This is a genomic window from Paenibacillus sp. FSL R5-0473 (assembly GCF_038004565.1).
Lineage (GTDB): Bacteria > Bacillota > Bacilli > Paenibacillales > Paenibacillaceae > Paenibacillus > Paenibacillus amylolyticus.
In genome coordinates this window covers 503,251-527,475 of sequence record NZ_JBBORL010000001.1, presented here as the reverse complement: position 1 = coordinate 527,475, position 24,225 = coordinate 503,251, and the positions used below count along the sequence as shown (strand labels likewise).

The window sequence follows — 24,225 nt, the reverse complement described above, 5'->3', positions numbered from 1 at the left end:
CGTGCATTTCTTTCATTTTATATCGGATTAACACGTGATTATTTCAATGTTTATTGTGAACGTTCAAATGAGCATGTTCAACAGATTCGATTATTTCCCATCTCTTGGTGGAACAGGAAGACCCAAATGATGATAGGCGAGATCTGTTACGATCCTGCCCCTTGGTGTACGCTGAATCATACCAATCTGAAGCAGATACGGCTCATAGACATCCTCGATCGTCTGACTTTCTTCACCGATTGTAGCAGCAATTGTATCCAATCCTACGGGACCTCCCCGGAAGCTGTTGATCATCGATTTGAGCATCTTATGGTCAATGTCATCCAGGCCACGTGGATCAATCTGGAGACGTTGCAGCGCTTCTTCCGCCAGTGTCTGCGTTATAATCCCATCACCACGTACCTGTGCAAAGTCGCGTACTCGTTTTAACAAACGGTTGGCGATCCTTGGTGTCCCACGTGAGCGCAATGCAATCTCTTGCGCAGCATCTCCCACAATCTCTACACCCAAAATTTCGGTAGAGCGTGAGACGATATAAGCCAACTCATCAACCGTATAGAATTCCAAGCGACTTATAACACCAAATCGATCTCGAAGTGGAGCAGACAGCAATCCAGCACGCGTTGTAGCCCCAATCAGAGTGAATGGTGGCAGATCCAGCCGAACGGAACGTGCACTTGGACCTTTACCAATCATAATATCCAATGCCGAATCTTCCATAGCAGGGTACATGACTTCTTCAACCGTACGATGCAAACGATGAATCTCATCAATAAACAGGACATCGCCTTCCTGCAGATTGGTTAACAATGCTGCAAGATCACCCGGGCGTTCAATGGCCGGGCCTGACGTAGTTCGTAAATTAACGCCCAATTCGTTGGCAATAATGTTGGCAAGTGTTGTTTTACCCAGTCCGGGTGGTCCATATAACAAAACGTGATCCAATGCCTCATTACGGAATTTAGCAGCTTCAATATATATCTTTAAATTTTCCTTCACCTGATTCTGCCCGATATACTCATTCAGATACCGGGGACGAAGACTCAACTCAACATTTTGGTCCTCCATCATCAGGTTCGCTGAAATAATCCGGTCATCCATGTTCATCCCTACCTTTTTTTGCAGGCTACAGCTATATTATAATATGCAATTTGTATTATCCCGTAAACAGCATTTGCAGCGCCTTTTTCATCAACACATCAACGGAATCTGCTGTAGTAACATCCTTTTTCAATTTGAGCCATACTTTATCAAGCTCACTGTCAGTATACCCAAGTGCCTTGAGACCTTCACGTGCCTCATCCCAGGCTGAACCACTTCCCGACTCTTCCGATGGAGGAGCGAACAACCCTGTTGCATACGCTGCCGCGCCAAAACTATCCAGCTTATCCTTGAGATCCAGAATCATGCGTTGTGCAGTCTTCTTGCCGATGCCTGGCAATTTGGTCAAGAACGTAAGATTCTCCTGATAAATCGCCGTAACCACATGTTCTGGTGTACCTCCAGCGAGTATGCCCAGAGCAACTTTTGGACCAATACCGGATACTTCAATCAGTTTACGGAACAAACGCTGCTCATCCCGTGTAACAAATCCAAACAGCAACATCGCATCCTCACGCACATGATGGTGAGTGTACACGGTAATTTCGCCTTCTTGCTTCGCAAACGCAAATGGATTTGGACAGAATACGCGATACCCTACACCATGAACATCCAGCACAATATAATCATTCTCTACATGAATGAACTGTCCTCTTAGAAAATCAATCATTTTCGCAATACCTCATTCAACTTGGAATTTAATGTATAAGAGTGTGCATGGCACACGGCTACAGCCAATGCATCCGCTACGTCATCTGGTTTAGGAATGACCTGAAGACGCAAAAACATTTTGACCATCTCCTGTACTTGCTTCTTCTCTGCTTTACCGTACCCCACAACAGCCTGCTTGATCTGCATTGGCGTATACTCTGCAATAGGCAAACCCTTCTGTGCGGCAGCGAGTACCATAACGCCTCTCGCCTGACTGACAGACATTGCTGTTGTAACGTTCCGATTGAAAAAAAGTTTCTCCAGCGCTACTGCGTCCGGTTTGTATTTATCAATCAATTGCACCATACCTTCATATACATGAAGCAACCGTTCCTCTTCAGGGGTATGAGCTTCCGTCTGAATACATCCATATTGTACGGGTACCACCTTACTGCCGATTTTATCCACAAAACCAAAACCAACAATCGCAATCCCCGGGTCAATTCCCAAAAAACGCAAAACCATCTCTCCCTCACAAAAGCGAACATATGTATCGTTCATTTCATTATAACAAAAGATAGACCCTGCGGCAGGAAAAACTTTGTCTAACTGATTACTCGTCTTTATTCGCGGATTTTTTACATGTTTATTCGTATTTTCATGTATTTCAGTTCAAACGACAAAAAGGACATCTCTTCGATGTCCTTCACCACATTCCACGTATTTTAGATTCAATCGCTTGGTTACGTAAACCACCAATGTTATTGCTATTGCCAGCATCGTTTCAGTACTTCACAATTTTAATACCGTAGGTGAAGACGTTTGGATTACCCGCCATTACGGATTAAATGATGGTCTTCATCCACGGCATAGTCACTGAACGTAGAGATTACGCTATCATATTCATCCTTGTCCTGAATCCGAATACCCTGCTGCAATTGCTCGAGCACCCCTTCAGGCAAAGAACTTTCCAACGTCCCAACATCCAATTGAAAGAATGTACGAATAACCTTCTCTTCTGCAGGCTTACCCTCGTACAAATTAAGGTTCCCTACAGCATCTATGCTGATATAAGCCTGCTGTTTACAAAGCGGTGAAAGGTCATCTACACGTTGCTTCAGATGCAACTCATCTGATGTTCCAACGGTAGCATCCCATTCCGGATGTTGAGCCAGCAGCATCTTCAACTGTGGTCTAGCCATCTTGCCTAACTGCTCTGTTTCCACTCCACAGATGTACTTTGTCTCCAAAACCACACTTGTTAAATGATCCGGATCAGAATCAAGTTGCTCTACTAACGCCTGAATCTCCTGTTCTGATCTTGTTTCCTGCGTAACAGGGCCCATCACACTGGTTGCCTCACTAAAATTAGTTGTCAGCAAACGCTCTATCGCCGATGAGATAGACAACCCGCTGTAAGCCAATATCGTAACTGCAAGCAGAGCCGCCGTCATCCATACTGTTCGTTTCCACCTTCGCCAGCGTCTCTTGAATTGTTTTCTGAAGTTAAACGTGTTCACATGAACCCCTTCTATCACTTTTTAAACCTATTGTGACCTAAAGATTGAGGCTTTATGCACAATTAACTTGTAGTCTGAAGAAGGAACACACATGTGTTAGCTTAGAGAATTTGTCATAGTTAATATCGAACCTGCATTTATAGAATTTTATATAGATAAATATAAAAAAACACTATCTATAATTAGATAGTGTTTTTAGAGATCGGGATGACACGATTTGAACATGCGACCCCCTGGTCCCAAACCAGGTGCTCTACCAAGCTGAGCTACATCCCGTTATATATACCGGCGAGAGGACTCGAACCTCCACGGTTTCCCACTCGATTTTGAGTCGAGCGCGTCTGCCATTCCGCCACGCCGGCAAATTTGAAGTTATAATGGCGCGCCCTGAGAGATTCGAACTCCCGGCCTTTTGATTCGTAGTCAAACGCTCTATCCAGCTGAGCTAAGGGCGCAAATATTGGAGCGGAAGACGGGAATCGAACCCGCGACCCTCGCCTTGGCAAGGCGATGCTCTACCGCTGAGCCACTTCCGCACACGGTATTATTAATATAAAAAATGGCGGAACCGACGGGATTCGAACCCGCGATCTCCTGCGTGACAGGCAGGCATGTTAGGCCAACTACACCACGGTTCCAGATCACTTTCTCAAAGGAAAGTATAATTGCGGGGGCAGGATTTGAACCTGCGGCCTTCGGGTTATGAGCCCGACGAGCTACCGGGCTGCTCCACCCCGCGTCGTTATAAAGTTTATATGGTGGAGGCTGAGGGGATCGAACCCCCGACCCTCTGCTTGTAAGGCAGATGCTCTCCCAGCTGAGCTAAGCCTCCAACTATATGACCCGTAGGGGATTCGAACCCCTGTTACCTCCGTGAAAGGGAGGTGTCTTAACCCCTTGACCAACGGGCCTTAATGGCTCCCCGAACAGGGCTCGAACCTGTGACAACTCGATTAACAGTCGAGTGCTCTACCAACTGAGCTATCAGGGAATATATGCATTTGCAGTGCAAATGCAATTCATCGTACAACATCAACATGCAGAGCCTGTTTTCTATGTATGATGAAAGAGTTCGCTTGGCGGCGTCCTACTCTCCCAGGACCCTGCGGTCCAAGTACCATCGGCGCTAGAGGGCTTAACGGTCGTGTTCGGGATGGGTACGTGTGGAACCCCTCCGCCATCGCCACCAAACGCGTAGCTTACATTTCAGAGTTGTTCTCTGAAAACTAGATTCGAAACGAAACATGCGAATTACAACTTGCTATTGGATAAGCCCTCGACCGATTAGTACTGGTCAGCTCCATGCATTGCTGCACTTCCACCCCCAGCCTATCTACCTCGTCGTCTTCAAGGGGTCTTACATACTGGGAAATCTCATCTTGAGGGGGGCTTCACGCTTAGATGCTTTCAGCGTTTATCCCGTCCGTACATAGCTACCCAGCGGTGCTCCTGGCGGAACAACTGGTACACCAGCGGTACGTCCATCCCGGTCCTCTCGTACTAAGGACAGCTCCTCTCAAATTTCCTACGCCCACGACAGATAGGGACCGAACTGTCTCACGACGTTCTGAACCCAGCTCGCGTACCGCTTTAATGGGCGAACAGCCCAACCCTTGGGACCTACTTCAGCCCCAGGATGCGATGAGCCGACATCGAGGTGCCAAACCTCCCCGTCGATGTGGACTCTTGGGGGAGATAAGCCTGTTATCCCCAGGGTAGCTTTTATCCGTTGAGCGATGGCCCTTCCATGCGGTACCACCGGATCACTAAGCCCGACTTTCGTCCCTGCTCGACTTGTAGGTCTCGCAGTCAAGCTCCCTTATGCCTTTGCACTCTTCGAATGATTTCCAACCATTCTGAGGGAACCTTTGGGCGCCTCCGTTACTCTTTAGGAGGCGACCGCCCCAGTCAAACTGCCCACCTGACACTGTCCCCGCACCGGATTACGGTACCAGGTTAGAACCTAGATACGATCAGGGTGGTATCCCAACGTTGCCTCCACGCAAGCTGGCGCTCACGTTTCAAAGGCTCCCACCTATCCTGTACAGATCGTACCCAAATTCAATATCAAGCTGCAGTAAAGCTCCATGGGGTCTTTCCGTCTTGTCGCGGGTAACCTGCATCTTCACAGGTATTAAAATTTCACCGGATCTCTCGTTGAGACAGCGCCCAAGTCGTTACGCCATTCGTGCGGGTCAGAATTTACCTGACAAGGAATTTCGCTACCTTAGGACCGTTATAGTTACGGCCGCCGTTTACTGGGGCTTCGGTTCACAGCTTCGGATTGCTCCTAACCACTCCCCTTAACCTTCCAGCACCGGGCAGGCGTCAGCCCGTATACTTCGCCTTACGGCTTCGCACAGACCTGTGTTTTTGCTAAACAGTCGCTTGGGCCTTTTCACTGCGGCCCCCTCGTGCTATTCACACTACCGGGGCACCCCTTCTCCCGAAGTTACGGGGTCATTTTGCCGAGTTCCTTAACGAGAGTTCTTCCGCGCGCCTTAGAATACTCTTCTCGCCTACCTGTGTCGGTTTGCGGTACGGGCACCATCACCTGGCTAGAGGCTTTTCTTGGCAGTGTGAGATCATGACCTTCGCTACTATAATTTTCGCTCCCCATCACAGCTCAGCCTTACAATGTGCGGATTTGCCTACACATCAGCCTCACTGCTTAGACGGACATCCATCAGTCCGCGTCACTACCCTACTGCGTCCCCCCATTGCTCATAACGGCTTACGGTGGTACAGGAATTTCGACCTGTTGTCCTTCGACTACGCCTTTCGGCCTCGCCTTAGGTCCCGACTTACCCTGAGCGGACGAGCCTTCCTCAGGAACCCTTAGGCTTTCGGCGGATCAGATTCTCACTGATCTTTTCGTTACTCATACCGGCATTCTCACTTGTATAATGTCCAGCGCTCCTTACGGTACACCTTCAACCCTTATACAACGCTCCCCTACCCCTGATGCAAAGCATCAAGCCATAGCTTCGGTGGTGTGTTTAGCCCCGTTACATTTTCGGCGCAGAGTCACTCGACCAGTGAGCTATTACGCACTCTTTCAATGATGGCTGCTTCTAAGCCAACATCCTGGTTGTCTGTGCAACTCCACATCCTTTCCCACTTAACACACACTTGGGGACCTTAGCTGATGGTCTGGGCTGTTTCCCTTTTGACAATGGATCTTAGCACTCACTGTCTGACTCCCGGAAGTAAGTCTATGGCATTCGGAGTTTGACTGAGCTTGGTAACCCTTGCGGGCCCCGCACCCAATCAGTGCTCTACCTCCACGACTCTGTTTTCCGAGGCTAGCCCTAAAGCTATTTCGGGGAGAACCAGCTATCTCCGAGTTCGATTGGAATTTCTCCGCTACCCCCACCTCATCCCCGCATTTTTCAACATGCGTGGGTTCGGGCCTCCAGTGCGTGTTACCGCACCTTCACCCTGGACAGGGGTAGATCACCCGGTTTCGGGTCTACGTCCACGTACTCATTCGCCCTATTCAGACTCGCTTTCGCTGCGGCTCCGGCTCTTCACCTTAACCTTGCACGGGAACGTAACTCGCCGGTTCATTCTACAAAAGGCACGCCATCACCCCTAAAACGGGCTCTGACTTTTTGTAAGCACACGGTTTCAGGTTCTATTTCACTCCCCTTCCGGGGTGCTTTTCACCTTTCCCTCACGGTACTGCTTCACTATCGGTCGCTAGGAAGTATTTAGCCTTGGCAGATGGTCCTGCCGGATTCATACGGGGTTTCACGTGCCCCGCACTACTCGGGATCCGTCTCGGAGGGAACCAACTTTCAACTACAGGGCTTTTACCTTCTTTGGCGGGCCTTTCCAGACCTCTTCGCTTAACCGGTTCCTTTGTAACTCCATGTGAGACGTCCCACAACCCCAAAGAGCAAGCTCTCTGGTTTGGGCTTCTCCGCGTTCGCTCGCCGCTACTGACGGAATCACTATTGTTTTCTCTTCCTCAGGGTACTTAGATGTTTCAGTTCCCCTGGTATGCCTCTGCATAACCTATGTATTCAGTTATGAGTAACTGGAAATTACCCCAGCTGGGTTTCCCCATTCGGACACCCCCGGATCAAAGCTTGCTTACAGCTCCCCGAGGCAGTTTCGTTGTTCGCCACGTCCTTCATCGGCTCCTAGCGCCTAGGCATCCTCCGTGTGCTCTTAGTAGCTTAACCATTTTGTTCCGGTTTCGGTCGCTCGCTTCCCTTGTTTTGCTTGCGCAAAGCCAAAAGTCGCTCTCACCCGATACCATCACAAAAGCAATTTAACTACCTTTATACACTTGACTTGTTTGCACAAGTTCAGCTTAAAGGAATGTTCTAATTCGCGTTTGTTTCGTTTCGATATCTAGTTTTCAAAGAACAAGCTCCATGCAAAAGCAAGCTGTTTTGAGAGTTTGAGCTCTCAAAACCGAACAACGAGTGAGTGTTTTGCAGCTAAGCTGCATATTTGAATGTTTCCGTTGCAGGAAACGATTCTCCATAGAAAGGAGGTGATCCAGCCGCACCTTCCGATACGGCTACCTTGTTACGACTTCACCCCAATCATCTATCCCACCTTCGGCGGCTGGCTCCTTGCGGTTACCCCACCGACTTCGGGTGTTATAAACTCTCGTGGTGTGACGGGCGGTGTGTACAAGACCCGGGAACGTATTCACCGCGGCATGCTGATCCGCGATTACTAGCAATTCCGACTTCATGCAGGCGAGTTGCAGCCTGCAATCCGAACTGAGACCGGCTTTGTTGGGATTGGCTCCATCTCGCGATTTCGCAGCCCGTTGTACCGGCCATTGTAGTACGTGTGTAGCCCAGGTCATAAGGGGCATGATGATTTGACGTCATCCCCACCTTCCTCCGGTTTGTCACCGGCAGTCTATCTAGAGTGCCCACCCGAAGTGCTGGCAACTAAATATAAGGGTTGCGCTCGTTGCGGGACTTAACCCAACATCTCACGACACGAGCTGACGACAACCATGCACCACCTGTCTCCTCTGTCCCGAAGGAAAGATACATCTCTGCATCGATCAGAGGGATGTCAAGACCTGGTAAGGTTCTTCGCGTTGCTTCGAATTAAACCACATACTCCACTGCTTGTGCGGGTCCCCGTCAATTCCTTTGAGTTTCAGTCTTGCGACCGTACTCCCCAGGCGGAGTGCTTAATGTGTTAACTTCGGCACCAAGGGTATCGAAACCCCTAACACCTAGCACTCATCGTTTACGGCGTGGACTACCAGGGTATCTAATCCTGTTTGCTCCCCACGCTTTCGCGCCTCAGCGTCAGTTACAGCCCAGAGAGTCGCCTTCGCCACTGGTGTTCCTCCACATATCTACGCATTTCACCGCTACACGTGGAATTCCACTCTCCTCTTCTGCACTCAAGTCACCCAGTTTCCAGTGCGATCCGGGGTTGAGCCCCGGGATTAAACACCAGACTTAAATGACCGCCTGCGCGCGCTTTACGCCCAATAATTCCGGACAACGCTTGCCCCCTACGTATTACCGCGGCTGCTGGCACGTAGTTAGCCGGGGCTTTCTTCTCAGGTACCGTCACCTTGAGAGCAGTTACTCTCCCAAGCGTTCTTCCCTGGCAACAGAGCTTTACGATCCGAAAACCTTCATCACTCACGCGGCATTGCTCCGTCAGGCTTTCGCCCATTGCGGAAGATTCCCTACTGCTGCCTCCCGTAGGAGTCTGGGCCGTGTCTCAGTCCCAGTGTGGCCGATCACCCTCTCAGGTCGGCTACGCATCGTCGCCTTGGTGAGCCGTTACCTCACCAACTAGCTAATGCGCCGCAGGCCCATCCCCAAGTGACAGATTGCTCCGTCTTTCCAGTTCTCTTCAGGCGAAGAAAACAATTATTCGGTATTAGCTACCGTTTCCGGTAGTTGTCCCAAACTTGAGGGCAGGTTGCCTACGTGTTACTCACCCGTCCGCCGCTAACTATCAGAGAAGCAAGCTTCTCTTCAAGTCCGCTCGACTTGCATGTATTAGGCATGCCGCCAGCGTTCGTCCTGAGCCAGGATCAAACTCTCCAATAAAGTATTGAAAAGAGCGATAAGCTCATTTTGAATCTGACGAGATTAAAAATCTCATTTGTGCTCCAGTCGATTCAAGCCAAGGCTTGTCTCAAACTTTTGCGTTCATTCTGCAAGCAGAATGTTTACTCACTCGTTGTTCAGTTTTCAAAGATCAAACTTATTTCATTATCTCTTGTGTTTCCCGTGTCAGCACTGTGTTTCAGCGGCGACTTAAATAATATATCATACGGCTGAATGTAATGCAACAGTTTTTTTCATTTCTTTTCTTTAGTAGTTTTACATTAGCTAGAGCTATCATATCCGTACCCTATCTTGTCCTATCATATTAGGTCATGCTCATAGGGTACAAATATTTTAACACATTTATGAAAGGGTTTACAATAACTTCTTAATAAAATGCTTTCTATTATTTCCTGAGCAACTATATCTCCGTTATGTGCAACTCAATGTTCACTCAAGTAAGCGGGAAGCCAGCTCTCTATTACAGAGCTGGCTTCCCGCTTATATAACAGGTCCCTCACTTATTCATCAATCACAATCCTCAGGTTAGTTTTGTATCCATGGATTACGACGCTTTTTATCGGATTTCCGTTGGTTGGAAGTAGCTGCACCCTCTCTGGATGTTTTCCCGGACACGGATACCTTGGATTTATTCTTCAGAGGAGCCTTGCTTGTTCTGCGTTTTGCAGCGGCCGGCTTATTCCCTGCTTGCTTAGACTTCCCTTCCGAATCTGATCCAACCTCTTCAATTGCTACCTGACTTAAGTTAGCGTCTTCACGCCCCCCTTTTTTGCCACCCTTCCCTTGCCCCTGAGGAGGATACATTTCACCAAATGCTCCAAGCGGGGACGGGGGAACCATGTTCTGAGTAGGGTACGGATTCTGATAAGCATACTCAATAGGCTGGTTTGGCATCGTTGATGTGGACATTTCAGGCGGCATACCGTACGAAGGACCATACATATTCCAAGCCGGATCCTGATAACCATGAGAAGGATAAGTATACTGAGGCATATGTGTATGTGAGCCACATCCGCATGGAGGGTACGGAAGCATTGAGTATGGAGATATGAAAGGCGGCTGATGATTCATATGACTAGGTGCTGCATATGTTGGGAATGGACTATTCACTTCGCCAGCTGGCGCAATCGGAAATGAGTTGTTTTGCATGTCTGCGGACAGATTCGGCATAACGTTATTGTGGTTATAACCCTGCTCCGCGCCAGTCCACGGACTGTTAGGCAGATCACTGCCACTATAAGGACTAACTTCCGGAATCCCTGGAAACGCCGCATTGTTACTCGCTCCTGCCGTGTACATGTCTTGCTGAGCACCATACACCTCTTGTACAGAAACCGGGATTTGAACATAAGGGTGCTCGGCTGGCGCATGATGCAACTTATTACCACAACCACAAGGTTTTTTCGTTGCTGGTGCAACCTCAGTTGGAGACTTTGTATTAGGCATTACAGGCAAAGGCATAATTTCAGGCGAAAGATTAGGCATTGTGTATTTCTTGGATTCTGCTACCGGTTTTACATAAACTTCGGGTTTAACCTCTTCTTTTTTGTGCGTTTCCTTTTCGGGTTTCACTTCAGGAAGCTCCGGTAACTGCGGCAGTACCTCCAGTTCAGGCTTCACATTCGGCTTCTCCGTATTGGCTGGTGGTGGAGCAGGCACCGGGACAGGAACAGGAACCTCTGCTACCGGAGCAGGGGGAGTTGGCGCTACTGGAGCCGGTGGTTCCGGTTCTTTGACTCCCGTGTATTCCTTACCCTCAGGTGACAACTTTTCATGAGCAGCAATATTACTGGCACCCGAATTAGATGTGGTGTTTCCTTGTGCGTGCATAGATGGAATATAAACTGTCTCCCCCACCAGCAGAGCGTTCGGATTTTTCAACTGTGGATTGGCATTGACCATGTCTTTTAAAGGAACTCCCCAGGCTTGTGCCAACTTCCATAACGAATCTCCTTGTTGCACCTTGTGACTGTGGAGCACACCCTCCGGTTTCGGTGTTACTGGCTCTGCAGGGATTTTGACCTTCATGCCAATATCCAGCTTGTCGGGATTTGTGATTTGCGGATTAGCCGCGATCAATTTGTCCAGCGCTACATTGTATTTTTGGGACAGCAGATATAATGTGTCGCCTTTTTTCACCATGTGTATTTTCACAGGGAACTAACCTCCTAGACGTCATACTTGGGCAGTACATTCGCCCATACCGTTACTACATCCTATGCAGAAACCGGGCTAATGACATCAACTAAACAAAAAAAATCCTCCTGTCTCTAAAATCCCCATACGCCAGGTATGCAAAATTTTATCGGACAAGGAGGATTCCTGTTCCCTATGTTATGCAGTTCTAACTTAAGATTCCCACACTTTATATCCATCTTTGTCAACAATCTGACGGAATGCTTCCAGCAGTCTCAGCGTTACCGGACCTGCTACTCCCGTGCCAATTGTTCTTCCATCGACTTCATATGCAGCGATAACTTCTGCAGCTGTCCCGGTGAAAAAGACTTCGTCTGCGATATACACATCATGCAGGGTGAATGGCACTTCTTTTAATTCAAGCTCCAGTTCGCCACATAGATCGATAATCGCTTGACGTGTAATCCCTTCAAGTGCTCCGAGATAACAAGGCGGCGTGTACACTACACCATTTTTGATGATGAAGATGTTATCACTTGAACCCTCAGTTACGTAACCTTGGGAATTCAGCATAATTGCTTCACCAGCACCTGAATAGTTAGACTGGATTTTAACCAGGATGTTATTCAGATAGTTTAACGATTTAATTTTTGGATTCAATGCGTCTGGAATGTTCCGGCGTTGGGATACCGACACGGCTTTCAATCCAGTAAGATACGCTTCCTCCGGATAGATCGCCAATTGCTCCACGATGATGATTACGGATGCCTTAGGGCAACGTAACGGGTCCAACCCCAGATTACCAGGGCCACGCGATACAATAAGACGAATATAACCATTACGCATATCATTGCGGCGCACCGTTTCAGCCATGACTTCCAGCATCTCATCAATGGACAGCGGAATGTTCAAACTAATGGATTTTGCCGAATCATACAAACGATCCAAGTGGGCCTTACATCTGAAAATATTTCCGTTATAGATCCGAATACCTTCGAAAATTCCATCTCCATACAAAAATCCATGATCATATACCGAAACGGTTGCGTTCTCCTTGGTCACATACTGACCATCCAAATAGATCCATTGTTCTGCCACTGATGACTGCACCTCCATAAAATATCCATTCCCTGTACTCCGAAACGTTATTAACCCGTCCATTGTACACCAAATGACAAGCCATTACTCGCTCATTCTACCCCGACTTATGACAACCTTCTAACATTCCCAAACACCATCAGGTCAATTATCTCGAAGGATATGTATAACAAGGATAGCTACCCAGAACGCGCACCTGACAATTCAATGCTTCAATTTCCGCCATGGCTGCGGTAAGCAATACCGAATCGACCGTTTCCACAACATCAATGTAAAAATAGTAACTGCCCAATCGTTTCTTCGTTGGACGAGATTCGAGACGGGTCAAGTTCAGCTTCCGCCATGCAAAAGCCGACAATACCTGATGCAATGCACCCGGTGCATCTTCTGGCAACGTCACCAGCAAGCTGGTTTTTACATGATCCGGTTCACGTGGAATGTTCACAGGTTCATGGCCAATGAGCACAAAACGAGTGTAGTTGTTGTCATGATCTGTAACCCGTTCAGCCATAATGTCCAGACCATGCTTCTGAGCAGCAAGTTTGGTACCAATCGCTACCCAGCCCTTACCTGGATTTTTTTTCACAATTTCTACAGCTTCGGCTGTACTGTTCACACCTTCAAGATCCGCCCCGGGTGAATGCAACCGAATAAAATTCTGACACTGCGGAATAGCCACAGGGTGAGACATGATCTTGGTAATTTTACTAAAATCATACTCGCCGCTCTCCGTCTTAAATTCCGAGCCATGTCCAATGACATTCTGGATGGATGGGTATACCCACTCCGCTTGCATCGGAATGTCCACTTCATTTACAAGCCAGTCCATATGAAGACTAACGGAACCCTCAATGGTATTTTCAATCGGAATGACGCTGTATTGTGCATTCCCGCTATCCGTTGCTCTAAACACATCCGAAATCAGCTTGGAATGAAGCAAATCTAATGGTTCCCCGTTGAAAAGGAAATCAATTGCCTCATGAGAGACTGAGCCTTCAGGTAATACTGCAATTCGTTTCATGCATTAACTTCCCCTTTGATTCTGTCCAGAAAAGGACGTTCGTCTTGATCAGGCAGCACGGTTACACCGTCCAAATCCGGATCGAGCCACAGTGCAGAAGCAGATATGCCCTCCCGCTCCATAGTGTCCAGCAAATATTGTTCCAATCCCGCTTTCCGGGTGTCATGACGATCTACCAAAGTCAATACGGTCGGGCCAGCTCCGCTCAAGGCAGCTCCCAACGCTCCATGATCAACAGCATGTTCCAATATCTCAGCCATGCCTGGCACCAATGATGCCCGATATGGTTGGTGAATTCGATCTGACATCGCCTTCTGAATCATATCCAGTCGTCCACTCGCCAAAGCGGCAACGAGCAGTGAAGATCTGCTAATGTTATACACCACATCAGACATGCCAAATTGCTCTGGAATTACATTCCTTGCTTTTGAAGTAGACAGCTGGAATTCAGGTACAATAACCAAAGCCTGCAGATCCTGGTGTGGTTCAATACGTATATGATCTACCTGTTGACCATTCCATACAGCCGTAATAATACCGCCATACAGAGATGCTCCCACATTATCAGGATGCTTCTCGAGGGATGTGGCCATATCCAGAAGCTTCGCATCGGATAAAGGAGAACCAATTAATGCATTCGCTGCTGCCAATGCACCAACGATGGCTGATGCACTGCTCCCGAGTCCCCGCGTAAGCGGAATATCGGAATACATGGAAATCTCCAATTCAGGGATGGATACCCCAGCTTCATTGAATACCATCTGTGCCACTTCGTAAATCAAATTCGATTTATCTGTTGGCAGGCCTGTCAAATGATTGCCGTGAAGATGAAATGACGTCTGCTCGGCAGGTTTCATTTCCAACCAGGCATACAAAGACAATGCCATGCCCAGGGTATCAAACCCCGGACCGAGATTGGCTGTGCTTGCAGGTATTTTTACGGTTACCTTTTCACGCAAACTCATACAGATTGCTGCTCCAGTTGTGCAATAGCCGCCATTACTGCTTCTTCCGTATCTTCAACAACAAGTGGCTCAGTCGCTACTGTTTTGATCGCAATATTAGGATCTTTCAGGCCATTACCTGTCAGTACACAAACGACAGTCTCTCCGCCTTTAAAGTACCCTTCACTCTTCAGTTTGTATACACCGGCAAGGGAAGCCGCAGAAGCAGGTTCAGCAAAAATCCCTTCCCGAGAAGCAAGTGTACGATACGCTGTCAGAATTTGTTCATCCGTTACATAGTTGATCTGTCCACCAGATTCCTCAGCTGCAGCTACCGCCGTTTTCCAGCTCGCCGGATTACCGATTCGAATTGCTGTTGCTACCGTTTCAGGTTCAAGGATCGGCTCACCTTTGACAATGGCCATCGCACCTTCTGCTTCGAAACCAACCATACGTGGAAGCGTGCTGGACTTGCCTGCCTCTTTATATTCTTTGAAACCTTTCCAATAAGCCGAGATATTACCCGCATTACCGACTGGAATAGCCAGAACGTCAGGCGCTTCGCCAAGTTGTTCAATTACTTCAAACGCTGCTGTCTTCTGTCCTTCAATCCGGAACGGATTCACAGAGTTTACAAGCGTGATCGGATGTTTGGCTGTGATCTCACGCACAATCTCCAGTGCACGGTCAAAGTTACCATTGATGGCAATCACCTTAGCTCCATAGATCATGGCTTGGGCCAGTTTACCCAGTGCAATGTTGTTATTCGGGATCAGTACGATACAATTGAGGCCACCACGTGCGGCATAGGCCGCTGCAGCTGCTGACGTATTACCTGTGGATGCACACATGATCGTACGGCTGCCCTCTTCCATAGCTTTGGCAACAGCCATAACCATACCGCGGTCTTTGAAAGATCCCGTAGGGTTCAAACCTTCATACTTGAAATAAACATTCAAACCGAGTTCCTCAGACAGATTCTCTGCATGAATCAACGGTGTATTTCCTTCCTGAAGCGTAAGCAGGGGTGTATTTTCATTAACTGGAAGGTGCTCTCTGTACGTTTGCAAAAGTCCTTGATATCTCATTATGGGTAAACTCCTTTATGTTTTAATAATCTGAAATGATGACCTGTTGAACCGGATATGATTAACTTATACGTTATAACTGAAATAATTGAGATGCCGTATGGCCGTATGGGTTAAGGACAATTATCCTTCGACCCGGTAAACACTCTTAATGCGGCGAATGACGCTGAGTGATTCAAAATGTTTTAACACTTTATCCATGCTTGCCTTACTTGCATTATGTGTAACGATAATGATCTCGGCATCCGGGTTGTGCTCATTCGGCTGTTGAACAACCGATGCCAGACTGACATCATATTCTGCGAAAATTTGTGTGATTTGTGCCAATACACCGGCTTTGTCGTCTACGTGTAGTAAAATAAAGTTTTTTGACACGATCTGCTCGTCGCTTTGTAGTCGTTTAATCTTATAAGGCACAATTGCTTTGAGACCGTTCACGCCAAGTTTAAGGTTTTTGGTAACCGCCACAATGTCAGCTACAACCGAAGTTGCCGTTGGGAGTTCTCCCGCACCCGCACCGTAGAACATCGTCTCCCCTACAGCTTCACCGTGTACATATACTGCGTTGAACACACCGTTGACTGAAGCAATCGGGTGATTCTGTCTAACCATTGTCGGCTGAACGCTGATCGTGATCTCATCGCCAATACGGTCCGCAATACCAAGTAACTTCATCTCATAGCCCAATCTTTTGGCATACATAATGTCTTCACGAGTTACGGAGGATATTCCTTTAACGGTTACATCCTTCAACTCCACATTGGTGCGGAAACCGAGTGTACTCAAGATCGCCATTTTGCGAGCTGCGTCAAGTCCCTCCACATCGGAAGTTGGATCCGATTCGGCATATCCCAGAGCCTGTGCTTCAGCCAGTACTTCTTCATAGGATGCACCTTCCTGACTCATTTTGGTCAGAATAAAGTTCGTTGTTCCGTTCACAATCCCCATAATGCGGGTAATCCGATCAGAAGAGAAACCTTCAATCAGCGTACGAATGATCGGAATCCCTCCAGCAACACTCGCCTCATAGAACACGTCACATTGTTTTTCCTGTGCCTTCGCCAAAATCTCTGTACCATGCAGTGCCATGAGATCTTTGTTTGCTGTTACGATATGTTTCCCACGTTCCAACGCTTCAAGAATATACTCCTTCGTCTGATCAATGCCGCCCATGACTTCAACGATAACATCAATATCCGGATGACGAATGACTTCCCAAGGATCTTCCGTAAGCTTGGCACGGTCTACAGCAATAACACGTTCTTTCTCTGTATTTTTCACTGCGATCTTCTCGATGACAATCGGCGATCCAACCTGACTGCTCAGATCCTCCTGATTCCCTTCCACAATGCGAACGACTCCCGTTCCGACAGTTCCCAGACCCAACAATCCGACTTTTACCGGTTTCACTAACGATCTACCCCCTAATGTCTATTCTTGTCCGTCAGTCCTGTATGTTAAAGCCTAATTACCCTTGGCCTACAATACGTGTACGTCTTACTCCAGGCATATCTTGCATTCGATCCAGCATTTCACCAATTTCGCCATGAAGATGTGTTGTTTCCACCGAAATGACAACATTGGCTCTTCCCTGAAGCGGGATACTCTGATTAATCGTGAGTACATTAGCTCCATAACCAGCTACATGTCCAAGCACACGAGACAATATCCCCGACTGATGCTCCAGATCAATGGAGATCGTTACAATTCTCTCGCGCTCAAGCTGGTTGATCAGATGAATTCCATCTTTGTACTTGTAAAAGGCACTCCGGCTTAATCCGACCTGTTCAACCGCCTCATGCACTGTTTTAACATCCCCAGAAGCCAGTAGTTCTTTTACCTGCATGGTCTTCACCACTGCCTCTGGTAAAATATCTTCCCGTACTAAGTAATAGCGTTCGTTCACAGAACGTCCTCTCCTCAAAGACTCATGTATTCATATAGTGGACATTATATAGGATCTATGACAAAAGGGCAATACATGACACGCCTATTTTTTGAAATACGTTCCTCACAGTATACAAGTTTATCCCTCTCCCATGTCAGGAAAAAACAAAAAAAACGCAGAGTTGCGGGTCAACTTCCCACTTCTCTGCGTTCCTATATCAATCTGTCTCTCCACGGAAGACGGCTACTTAGTAGTAACTGCTACCTTCCACGAATTCGAATTCAAAGTCTCCAATACGAACGATGGTGCCTTCTACAGCTCCGCGCTTACGCAACTCAGCATCCACACCCATATAACGCAGTGTACGTGCGAGTTTCAGTATAGCCTCGTGCGAGTTCAGTTGCATCCGTTTCATCATGCGGTCAATCTTGGCACTTTCGACAACGAACATTTCGTTCTCACGCACAATTTTGAAACCATCGTCTTCTTTTTTGTCCAGACTGTATACTTTGCGTTCAGATACATCTGCTACCTCTTCAACCACTCGTTCGTCTGGAGCCTGATCCAGCAGATCAGCTGCACGATACAGAAGTTCTTGAATCCCTTTACGAGTCAAGGATGAAATTGGCATCACTTCAATATCAGGTTGCACTTCACGAACTTGCTGTAAAAATTGCTCCAGGTTCGCTTCAGAGTCTGGCATATCCATCTTGTTAGCTGCTACAACTTGCGTTCTCTCGGCGAGAAGCGGATTGTACAACTTCAATTCGTCATTGATTTTCTGCCAGTCTTCAAAAGGATCGCGTCCTTCCGAACCCGACATATCTACGACATGAACAATAATACGAGTACGCTCGACATGACGCAGGAACTCATGTCCCAGTCCGACTCCTTCATGCGCACCTTCAATCAGTCCAGGCAGATCAGCCATGACAAAGCTTCGGCCTTCTCCTACACCGACTACACCCAGATTCGGTGTAATGGTTGTGAAATGGTATGCCCCGATCTTTGGCTTGGCTGACGAAACGACAGAAAGCAATGTGGATTTCCCGACACTCGGGAAACCAACCAGACCAACATCTGCCATAACTTTCAGTTCGAGTACGATGTATCGCTCTTGTCCTTCTTCACCGTTCTCAGCAAGTTCAGGTGCAGGATTGTTCGGTGTAGCAAATCGGATGTTCCCTCGTCCGCCCCGACCACCACGAGCAATAACAACCTGTTGACCGTGACGTGTCATATCCGCCAGTACTTCTCCACTGTCTTCATCCAAGATGATAGTTCCTGGTGGAATGCGCACAATCATGTTCTCCGCGTTTGCACCATGCTGACTTTTGTTACGTCCCTTCTCACCACGTGGGGCCTTAAAGTGACGCTGGTAACGAAAATCCATCAACGTACGCAAACCTTCATCCACGCGGAAAATGATGTCAGCTCCTCTGCCTCCATCGCCCCCGGCAGGTCCGCCGTTTGGTACATACTTCTCACGACGGAACGAAATAATTCCGTCCCCTCCATCTCCGGCTTTTACATAAATCTTCGCTTTATCTACAAACATTGGTTAACCCCTTCTTCCTATATTCCACACGGCATTCTGAATTGTATAAACGTATCCTCAGACGGAAACTGCTCCGTTCTGACTTTTTTTCCTTTGAGTACGGCAGTAAGCTGCCGCAGTGTTTCCGGATCGGGTGTTTGATCCCCGTCCAGTCGGACAACCACATCTCCATGATCCTGTCCGAAGTTTAAGGTCAGTTTGCGAACCTCTCCCCAAGAAGACCGGCCGCCGCCATATTGATAGGCCCTGATTGCATCAGCAATCGCCCCGGTAAGTGACTCGCCATCCTCGGGAGAGACCAGAGCACTAAGCTGCAACTCATCTTCTATTTCCACATGCAAGTCCAGCGCAATTCCACTGGCACGAAAAGACTGAAGATAAAATACGAGGGAAGGAATACCTAATCTGGAGATTCGGCTTTCTTCTGTAACCCGCTCTTTTATTCTTTCCACACATTGCAAGGATTTATCAAGTTTGCCCAGCCGAAGATATCCATATAACACCTGAAGGTCGTTCATCCAGTCGTGTCGATGATGATTTAATGAAGCAATTGCTGTTTTTTCCATGGATTGTATGATGGCTCTGCGTTCCGCCTCCGCCTGTTTCTTCATCGCATTCACAGAAATGAGCAATACTGCGACGGACCACAATGCGCACACGACGCTTGAGATCATCGCCGGATACAACATAACGAAAACCAAAGGAATCAGAAGTGAACATGCCGCAATCCACGGCACTCTTTTCCAAGATTTCATGGCTTCTCCCCGTTCTACAAAACTCGGTTGGTCTACACCCACCGTAACCAAGTATAACATGTCTTTTCTGCCAGTTCATTATCGAATAACCGTTGAATACAAAAAACCTTCGGCAAAAATGCCGAAGGCTCCTTAGGCGGAATGCCGATATTACGCTTCTACTGCTGCTGCTACAGGAGCAACATTAACAGGGTAGATGCTTACTTTTTTGCGATCGCGTCCCCAACGTTCGAATTTTACAACGCCGTCGATTTTCGCGAACAAAGTGTCATCTTTACCGATGCCAACGTTAGTTCCTGGGTGAATTTTCGTTCCGCGTTGGCGAACGAGAATGCTACCACCAGTTACAGTTTGACCATCAGCACGTTTAACACCCAGACGTTGAGCATTACTGTCACGTCCGTTCTTCGTGGAACCTACACCTTTTTTCGATGCGAATAACTGAAGATTTAATTTCAACATGATTGGTTGTCCTCCTTCTTTGCTTATTTGAATTGCTGTATTTTAATATACTTCCCGTATGACTCTACAATATTAGAGAGCATAACCACCATGGATTCGAGTAACAATTGTACCTGGGACCAGGTTTCCCCTCTCTCTAACAAAGGTAAAGAACCGCTTAAAAAGCCATTCTTCATCTTGGCATCCATTTCGACACCGGTCAATGTTTCAATCGAGTTCACCGTACCCACTGTAACAGCGGATACCCCGGCACATACGATGTCTTCTCCCCGCTTGGCAAAATTAGCATGCCCTTCAATGGAAAAACGTTCGATGTTCCCGTCCTCATCACGAAAGATTTGAACGATAATCACTTATCGCACCTTCTTTACGCTTTGATTGTTTCGATAGTTACTTTAGTGTACGGTTGACGGTGACCTTGCTTCACATGGTAGTTCTTTTTAGGTTTGTATTTGTATACGATAACCTTTTGTCCTTTGCCATGTTTCTCCACTTTAGCCGTTACAGTAGCTCCAGAAATCAATGGTGTACCTGCTGTCAAACCTTGATCGTTAGATACAGCCAGGACACGGTCGAACGTTACGCTTTCGCCATCGTTCGCAGTCAATTTCTCGATGAACAGAACATCGCCCTCTTGGACTTTGTACTGTTTGCCGCCTGTTTCAATAATTGCGTACATTTGCCTTGCACCTCCTCATGTCTCAGACTCGCCCGTTCTCAGGTGACAGTGTCCTTGCGGAACTGTTCTTATACCCGGCCAGTGCGGTTACAGCATGTGCAAGACCATTAGGCTAAACACATACTTGAAGATTATATCACGCAATATATCAAAAATCAATGCAATGGTGAAATATATCTTTTTCCCGTACCATGACAGGAAGAACACGGCTCCACATAGGGCAACGTACTTTCTTCCCGCACTTTCTTACGGGTAAGTTCGAGCAAACCCAGCTTGGTCCAACCCATTACAAACGCTTTGGTCCGATCCTTCTTGAGCTCACCCTCCAAGGTTGCCGCGACTTCATGCCGATTCGAAGCTTCCTCCATATCAATAAAGTCGACAATAATCATGCCACCGATATCTCGCAGGCGCATCAGACGAGCAATCTCCACTGCTGCTTGTATGTTGGTCTCTGTCACGGTCTCTTCCAGACTGTCACCGCCAGCTCCCGTATATTTGCCTGTGTTCACATCCACTACAGTCAGAGCTTCGGTATGATCAATGACAATGTATCCGCCTCCGGGCAACCACACTTTCCGAGCAAAATCCTTATTCAACTGTTCCTGCACACCATAGGCAGCAAAGATGGATTCTGTTCCCCGATACACCTGTACTTTGGGTTGATGACCAGGACTAATCTCTTCGAGCAATGCTTTTACTTCACGAGCTTGTCCTTCACTATCAGTGATGACTTCGTCACTCCCTGGCGTATACACATCTCTGATGATTCGCTGTACCATGCTATGATCCCTATGCAAGAGGCTTGGTGAAGGCAAACTGTCCGCTTTTTCACGAATCAGATACCACTGCGCGCGTAATGTTTCCAAGTCCGACTTAATGGCTTCATGCTGCTCTTCTCCAGATACGGTCCGAATAATAAGTCCTTCTTCATCCCGCCTCAGTTGCTCCCCAAGTGCCTTAAGACGGGAACGATCCCCTTCACGGGCAATTTTCTTGGATACCGCTACATAGTCAGCAACAGGCATGTAGACAAGCCAACGGCCCGGGAGTGAATAATGAGTCGTCACCCGGGCTCCCTTGCCTCCTACCGGTTCTTTCAGAACCTGAACAATGACTTCCTGACCCGGACGAAGCAACTCCGAGATGGAAGGCTTCACCTTGGGCTGTTTCTCCAGATGGGGATGCAACACATCGTCCACATAGAGAAACGCATTCTTTTTCTGACCAATATCCACAAAAGCAGCTTGCATACCTGGTAACACATTCACGACCCGTCCCTTGAAAAAGGAACCCAGCAGTCCACGATCACGTGTACGCTCTGCCGTAAATTCCACAGCTTTGCCTTCTTCCAGAAGCGCCATTTGCATGAGGTTATGTTCATTATGTACTATCATTTGTTTCATGGCTTCACCTCTAGAAGACAATTCAAATCATCCACATCCATTTCAGTATCTTTTCAGTTCTCATTGTACATATATTAACCCATTTCAGAACAGGTCCACCAGAACACTACAATTTATTACCATTTTGTTGAAAATAGGAACCGATAATCCGTTGCTCAGGCAAGACGGCCATAATTCGACCCTGTCTGTTCATCACGTATACCATATGGTATCTTTCTCTCTTTAATAGACGCAAAATAGTGTCCAAAGGTTTCGCCGGGAATGAGATTATTGGCTGCGCCAAACTGCCAGTAGCCGCGTGACGAGCAAACGCACCCTCTCGATTCATCAGAAAACGAATAAAGCGATAGGGCACATTTCTGTAATCCGTTACGTTGGAATAGAACAAAAAAAGGCCGATTAACAGAATGTTGAGCGGTAGGCCGTAGTCTCCAGTAAACCATCGGCTGATAGCATATAAAATAACCCCTACGCTACACAGAATGCTAATTCTGTAAGTCCACATTAATGTTGTATAGTAGGGTGCCCACAGACTGACAAGTGCCTGAACAATTTTACCTCCGTCCAGAGGAAGTACAGGCAGCAGATTAAAGAGAGCAATGAGCAGGTTCCCCTGAATGATATAGTTGAGAAATACCGGATCGCCCAGATTGCCATACTGTAACAGCATAACCACGCCAACCATCAGGATGTTTTGTAATGGACCAGCGAGAGCAATCATGATTTCCCGGTAGGCCGTGATCGTACCTCCATCTTCAATAACCGCTACTCCTCCAAAAGGAAGCATCTGGATCGACAAGACACGATAGCCCAGAAGTGCCGCTGCCGCAGCATGTCCACATTCATGAATGAATACGATAGCAAACAACGTAATAAGTTCAATAAAATGTCCAGTCAGAAGGGAGGCCATCATGATAATTACAAAAAACGGATGAAACGTAATACGGACTCCCCACACCCTAATCAAGGGCAACAACTTCCGCCGGGTCTACGTACTCCTCCCCCTCTTTGACTGCAAAATAGAGCGTGGCCGGTTGTTCACCACCCGTAGCCTTGAGACTCCCCACTGGATTCCCCGCTTCCACCCAATCATTCACGCTCACTTCACTTTCGTTCAGCCGACCGTATATTGCCGTGACATTGCCTGTATGTTGGATGACAACTGTGAATCCACTTGCTGCATCTCCGATAACCTCCATTACACGCCCAGCATCAGAACTTGCGACCTGTATAAGTTCTGCACCTGCGGCATCCGGAACGATCTCAATTCCCTTCATGCTCAGCGCAAATGGCTGAACCACCGTGCCTGAGATCGGTTTGCCCAGCAACTGCCTTACTTTCAATCCGTTCACAGCATCCGTCGTATGTCCGAGGACCGGAAGAAACGAAGGCGTTCCTCCAAAATGCCGTTCATACCAAGCCGCTGCTGAGGCAAAATCCATATCCCGATGGAGTGCATCCGCAATTACTGTTTTGGGTGATGTCGTCCACGATGTATCCAACTGAAATAGACCCCATACTCCGCCAAATATCAAAGCGCTAATAACCGTCCGTTTGAGAAGTGACTTGAACAGGTTAAATCTCGAATGCCCCCCTGGAACGAAATGACCATTCTCTTTTTTCCACAACCATTCCGGATCTCTTTCCTGTGTCCCCTCACTAGGCGGCGTAAATGGTTTTGGGTGTATGATCTCATTCTTGTCCAACAGTGAACCTAATTTCTGCTCCTGTAAGACCTCCACAGTGGCACCATCCATCAGTCGCCGGATACGTTCTTCTCGTCTCTGCTTGATTCTGAGTTTCGTGTTCATGGAATGTCCTCCCGCCGAGGCTTGTTTACTACA

At 47.6% G+C, this 24,225-nt stretch carries 19 protein-coding genes, 9 tRNA genes, 3 rRNA genes and 1 other annotated feature; all 31 genes read right to left on the bottom strand.

Annotated elements, in window-relative coordinates; genetic code table 11:
- Positions 1 to 90: 90 nt before the first annotated feature.
- The 31 genes from ruvB to MKY28_RS02320 all read right to left on the bottom strand — a co-directional run bounded on the left by ruvB (position 91) and on the right by MKY28_RS02320 (position 24,192).
- Positions 91 to 1,101 (bottom strand): Holliday junction branch migration DNA helicase RuvB, encoded by a 1,011-nt coding sequence (gene ruvB / locus MKY28_RS02470; protein ID WP_036616868.1) that lies wholly within the window; start codon positions 1,099 to 1,101, stop codon positions 91 to 93.
- Positions 1,102 to 1,156: 55 nt separating this feature from the next.
- Positions 1,157 to 1,771, bottom strand: coding sequence for a Holliday junction branch migration protein RuvA (ruvA, locus tag MKY28_RS02465; RefSeq protein WP_036616866.1), 615 nt, complete (start codon positions 1,769 to 1,771; stop codon positions 1,157 to 1,159).
- Positions 1,768 to 2,271: a crossover junction endodeoxyribonuclease RuvC gene (gene ruvC / locus MKY28_RS02460; protein ID WP_076252971.1), complete on the bottom strand. Its 504-nt coding sequence runs from the start codon at positions 2,269 to 2,271 to the stop codon at positions 1,768 to 1,770. The genes ruvA and ruvC overlap by 4 nt, the downstream gene beginning before the upstream one ends.
- Positions 2,272 to 2,579: 308 nt before the next feature.
- Entirely contained in the window at positions 2,580 to 3,272 is a 693-nt protein-coding gene (locus MKY28_RS02455) for a BofC C-terminal domain-containing protein (protein WP_253502864.1), read from the bottom strand.
- A gap of 202 nt (positions 3,273 to 3,474) precedes the next feature.
- A tRNA-Pro gene (locus tag MKY28_RS02450) sits at positions 3,475 to 3,548 on the bottom strand.
- Between the two features lie 7 nt (positions 3,549 to 3,555).
- Positions 3,556 to 3,634 (bottom strand) — tRNA-Leu (locus tag MKY28_RS02445).
- A 16-nt stretch (positions 3,635 to 3,650) separates the two neighbouring features.
- Positions 3,651 to 3,727 (bottom strand) — tRNA-Arg (locus MKY28_RS02440).
- A gap of 6 nt (positions 3,728 to 3,733) precedes the next feature.
- Positions 3,734 to 3,808 (bottom strand) — tRNA-Gly (locus MKY28_RS02435).
- A 24-nt stretch (positions 3,809 to 3,832) separates the two neighbouring features.
- Positions 3,833 to 3,910 (bottom strand) — tRNA-Asp (locus MKY28_RS02430).
- 27 nt (positions 3,911 to 3,937) lie between these two features.
- Positions 3,938 to 4,011: transfer RNA gene (locus tag MKY28_RS02425), tRNA-Met, on the bottom strand.
- A gap of 17 nt (positions 4,012 to 4,028) precedes the next feature.
- Positions 4,029 to 4,104: transfer RNA gene (locus tag MKY28_RS02420), tRNA-Val, on the bottom strand.
- Positions 4,105 to 4,111: 7 nt separating this feature from the next.
- Positions 4,112 to 4,183: transfer RNA gene (locus MKY28_RS02415), tRNA-Glu, on the bottom strand.
- A gap of 4 nt (positions 4,184 to 4,187) precedes the next feature.
- Positions 4,188 to 4,263 (bottom strand) — tRNA-Asn (locus MKY28_RS02410).
- Positions 4,264 to 4,346: 83 nt separating this feature from the next.
- A 5S ribosomal RNA gene (gene rrf / locus MKY28_RS02405) occupies positions 4,347 to 4,463 on the bottom strand.
- A 73-nt stretch (positions 4,464 to 4,536) separates the two neighbouring features.
- Positions 4,537 to 7,462, bottom strand: a 23S ribosomal RNA gene (locus MKY28_RS02400).
- A gap of 310 nt (positions 7,463 to 7,772) precedes the next feature.
- Positions 7,773 to 9,325 (bottom strand): 16S ribosomal RNA (locus MKY28_RS02395).
- Together the 16S, 23S and 5S rRNA genes with 9 tRNA genes alongside form the textbook arrangement of a ribosomal RNA operon.
- A 546-nt stretch (positions 9,326 to 9,871) precedes the next feature.
- Entirely contained in the window at positions 9,872 to 11,500 is a 1,629-nt protein-coding gene (locus tag MKY28_RS02390) for a LysM peptidoglycan-binding domain-containing protein (protein ID WP_340934694.1), read from the bottom strand.
- 195 nt (positions 11,501 to 11,695) lie between these two features.
- A complete protein-coding gene (gene ilvE, locus MKY28_RS02385) occupies positions 11,696 to 12,580 on the bottom strand; it encodes a branched-chain-amino-acid transaminase (RefSeq protein WP_017692630.1) in 885 nt (294 codons plus the stop codon).
- A gap of 148 nt (positions 12,581 to 12,728) precedes the next feature.
- Entirely contained in the window at positions 12,729 to 13,601 is an 873-nt protein-coding gene (gene pheA, locus MKY28_RS02380; protein ID WP_340934692.1) for a prephenate dehydratase, read from the bottom strand.
- On the bottom strand, positions 13,598 to 14,566 hold the full coding sequence (thrB, locus tag MKY28_RS02375) for a homoserine kinase (RefSeq protein ID WP_340028530.1): 969 nt from the start codon (positions 14,564 to 14,566) through the stop codon (positions 13,598 to 13,600). Before thrB ends, pheA begins: the two co-directional genes overlap by 4 nt.
- Positions 14,563 to 15,633 carry a threonine synthase gene (gene thrC, locus MKY28_RS02370; protein ID WP_036673546.1) on the bottom strand — a complete coding sequence of 357 codons (1,071 nt, stop codon included), beginning with the start codon at positions 15,631 to 15,633 and terminating at the stop codon, positions 14,563 to 14,565. The genes thrB and thrC overlap by 4 nt, the downstream gene beginning before the upstream one ends.
- Before the next feature lie 123 nt (positions 15,634 to 15,756).
- On the bottom strand, positions 15,757 to 17,043 hold the full coding sequence (locus MKY28_RS02365) for a homoserine dehydrogenase (RefSeq protein ID WP_017692626.1): 1,287 nt from the start codon (positions 17,041 to 17,043) through the stop codon (positions 15,757 to 15,759).
- A 58-nt stretch (positions 17,044 to 17,101) separates the two neighbouring features.
- Positions 17,102 to 17,539, bottom strand: coding sequence for an ACT domain-containing protein (locus tag MKY28_RS02360; protein ID WP_017692625.1), 438 nt, complete (start codon positions 17,537 to 17,539; stop codon positions 17,102 to 17,104).
- Positions 17,540 to 17,768: 229 nt separating this feature from the next.
- Positions 17,769 to 19,079: a GTPase ObgE gene (gene obgE / locus MKY28_RS02355; RefSeq protein ID WP_036673545.1), complete on the bottom strand. Its 1,311-nt coding sequence runs from the start codon at positions 19,077 to 19,079 to the stop codon at positions 17,769 to 17,771.
- A 17-nt stretch (positions 19,080 to 19,096) separates the two neighbouring features.
- Positions 19,097 to 19,894, bottom strand: coding sequence for a Spo0B domain-containing protein (locus MKY28_RS02350; RefSeq protein WP_235193928.1), 798 nt, complete (start codon positions 19,892 to 19,894; stop codon positions 19,097 to 19,099).
- A 90-nt stretch (positions 19,895 to 19,984) separates the two neighbouring features.
- On the bottom strand, positions 19,985 to 20,296 hold the full coding sequence (gene rpmA, locus MKY28_RS02345) for a 50S ribosomal protein L27 (RefSeq protein ID WP_017692622.1): 312 nt from the start codon (positions 20,294 to 20,296) through the stop codon (positions 19,985 to 19,987).
- 23 nt (positions 20,297 to 20,319) lie between these two features.
- On the bottom strand, positions 20,320 to 20,649 hold the full coding sequence (locus MKY28_RS02340) for a ribosomal-processing cysteine protease Prp (RefSeq protein WP_340934684.1): 330 nt from the start codon (positions 20,647 to 20,649) through the stop codon (positions 20,320 to 20,322).
- A 14-nt stretch (positions 20,650 to 20,663) separates the two neighbouring features.
- The gene (gene rplU / locus MKY28_RS02335; protein WP_017692620.1) at positions 20,664 to 20,975 is read right to left on the bottom strand and encodes a 50S ribosomal protein L21; all 312 of its coding nucleotides are present in this window, start codon (positions 20,973 to 20,975) and stop codon (positions 20,664 to 20,666) included.
- Positions 20,976 to 20,989: 14 nt separating this feature from the next.
- Positions 20,990 to 21,074, bottom strand: a sequence feature (ribosomal protein L21 leader region).
- Positions 21,075 to 21,130: 56 nt separating this feature from the next.
- The gene (locus tag MKY28_RS02330; protein WP_036605911.1) at positions 21,131 to 22,381 is read right to left on the bottom strand and encodes an Rne/Rng family ribonuclease; all 1,251 of its coding nucleotides are present in this window, start codon (positions 22,379 to 22,381) and stop codon (positions 21,131 to 21,133) included.
- 106 nt (positions 22,382 to 22,487) lie between these two features.
- A complete protein-coding gene (locus MKY28_RS02325; RefSeq protein WP_076329937.1) occupies positions 22,488 to 23,348 on the bottom strand; it encodes a M50 family metallopeptidase in 861 nt (286 codons plus the stop codon).
- Entirely contained in the window at positions 23,341 to 24,192 is an 852-nt protein-coding gene (locus MKY28_RS02320; protein ID WP_076320302.1) for a M23 family metallopeptidase, read from the bottom strand. Before MKY28_RS02320 ends, MKY28_RS02325 begins: the two co-directional genes overlap by 8 nt.
- Positions 24,193 to 24,225: the final 33 nt, after the last annotated feature.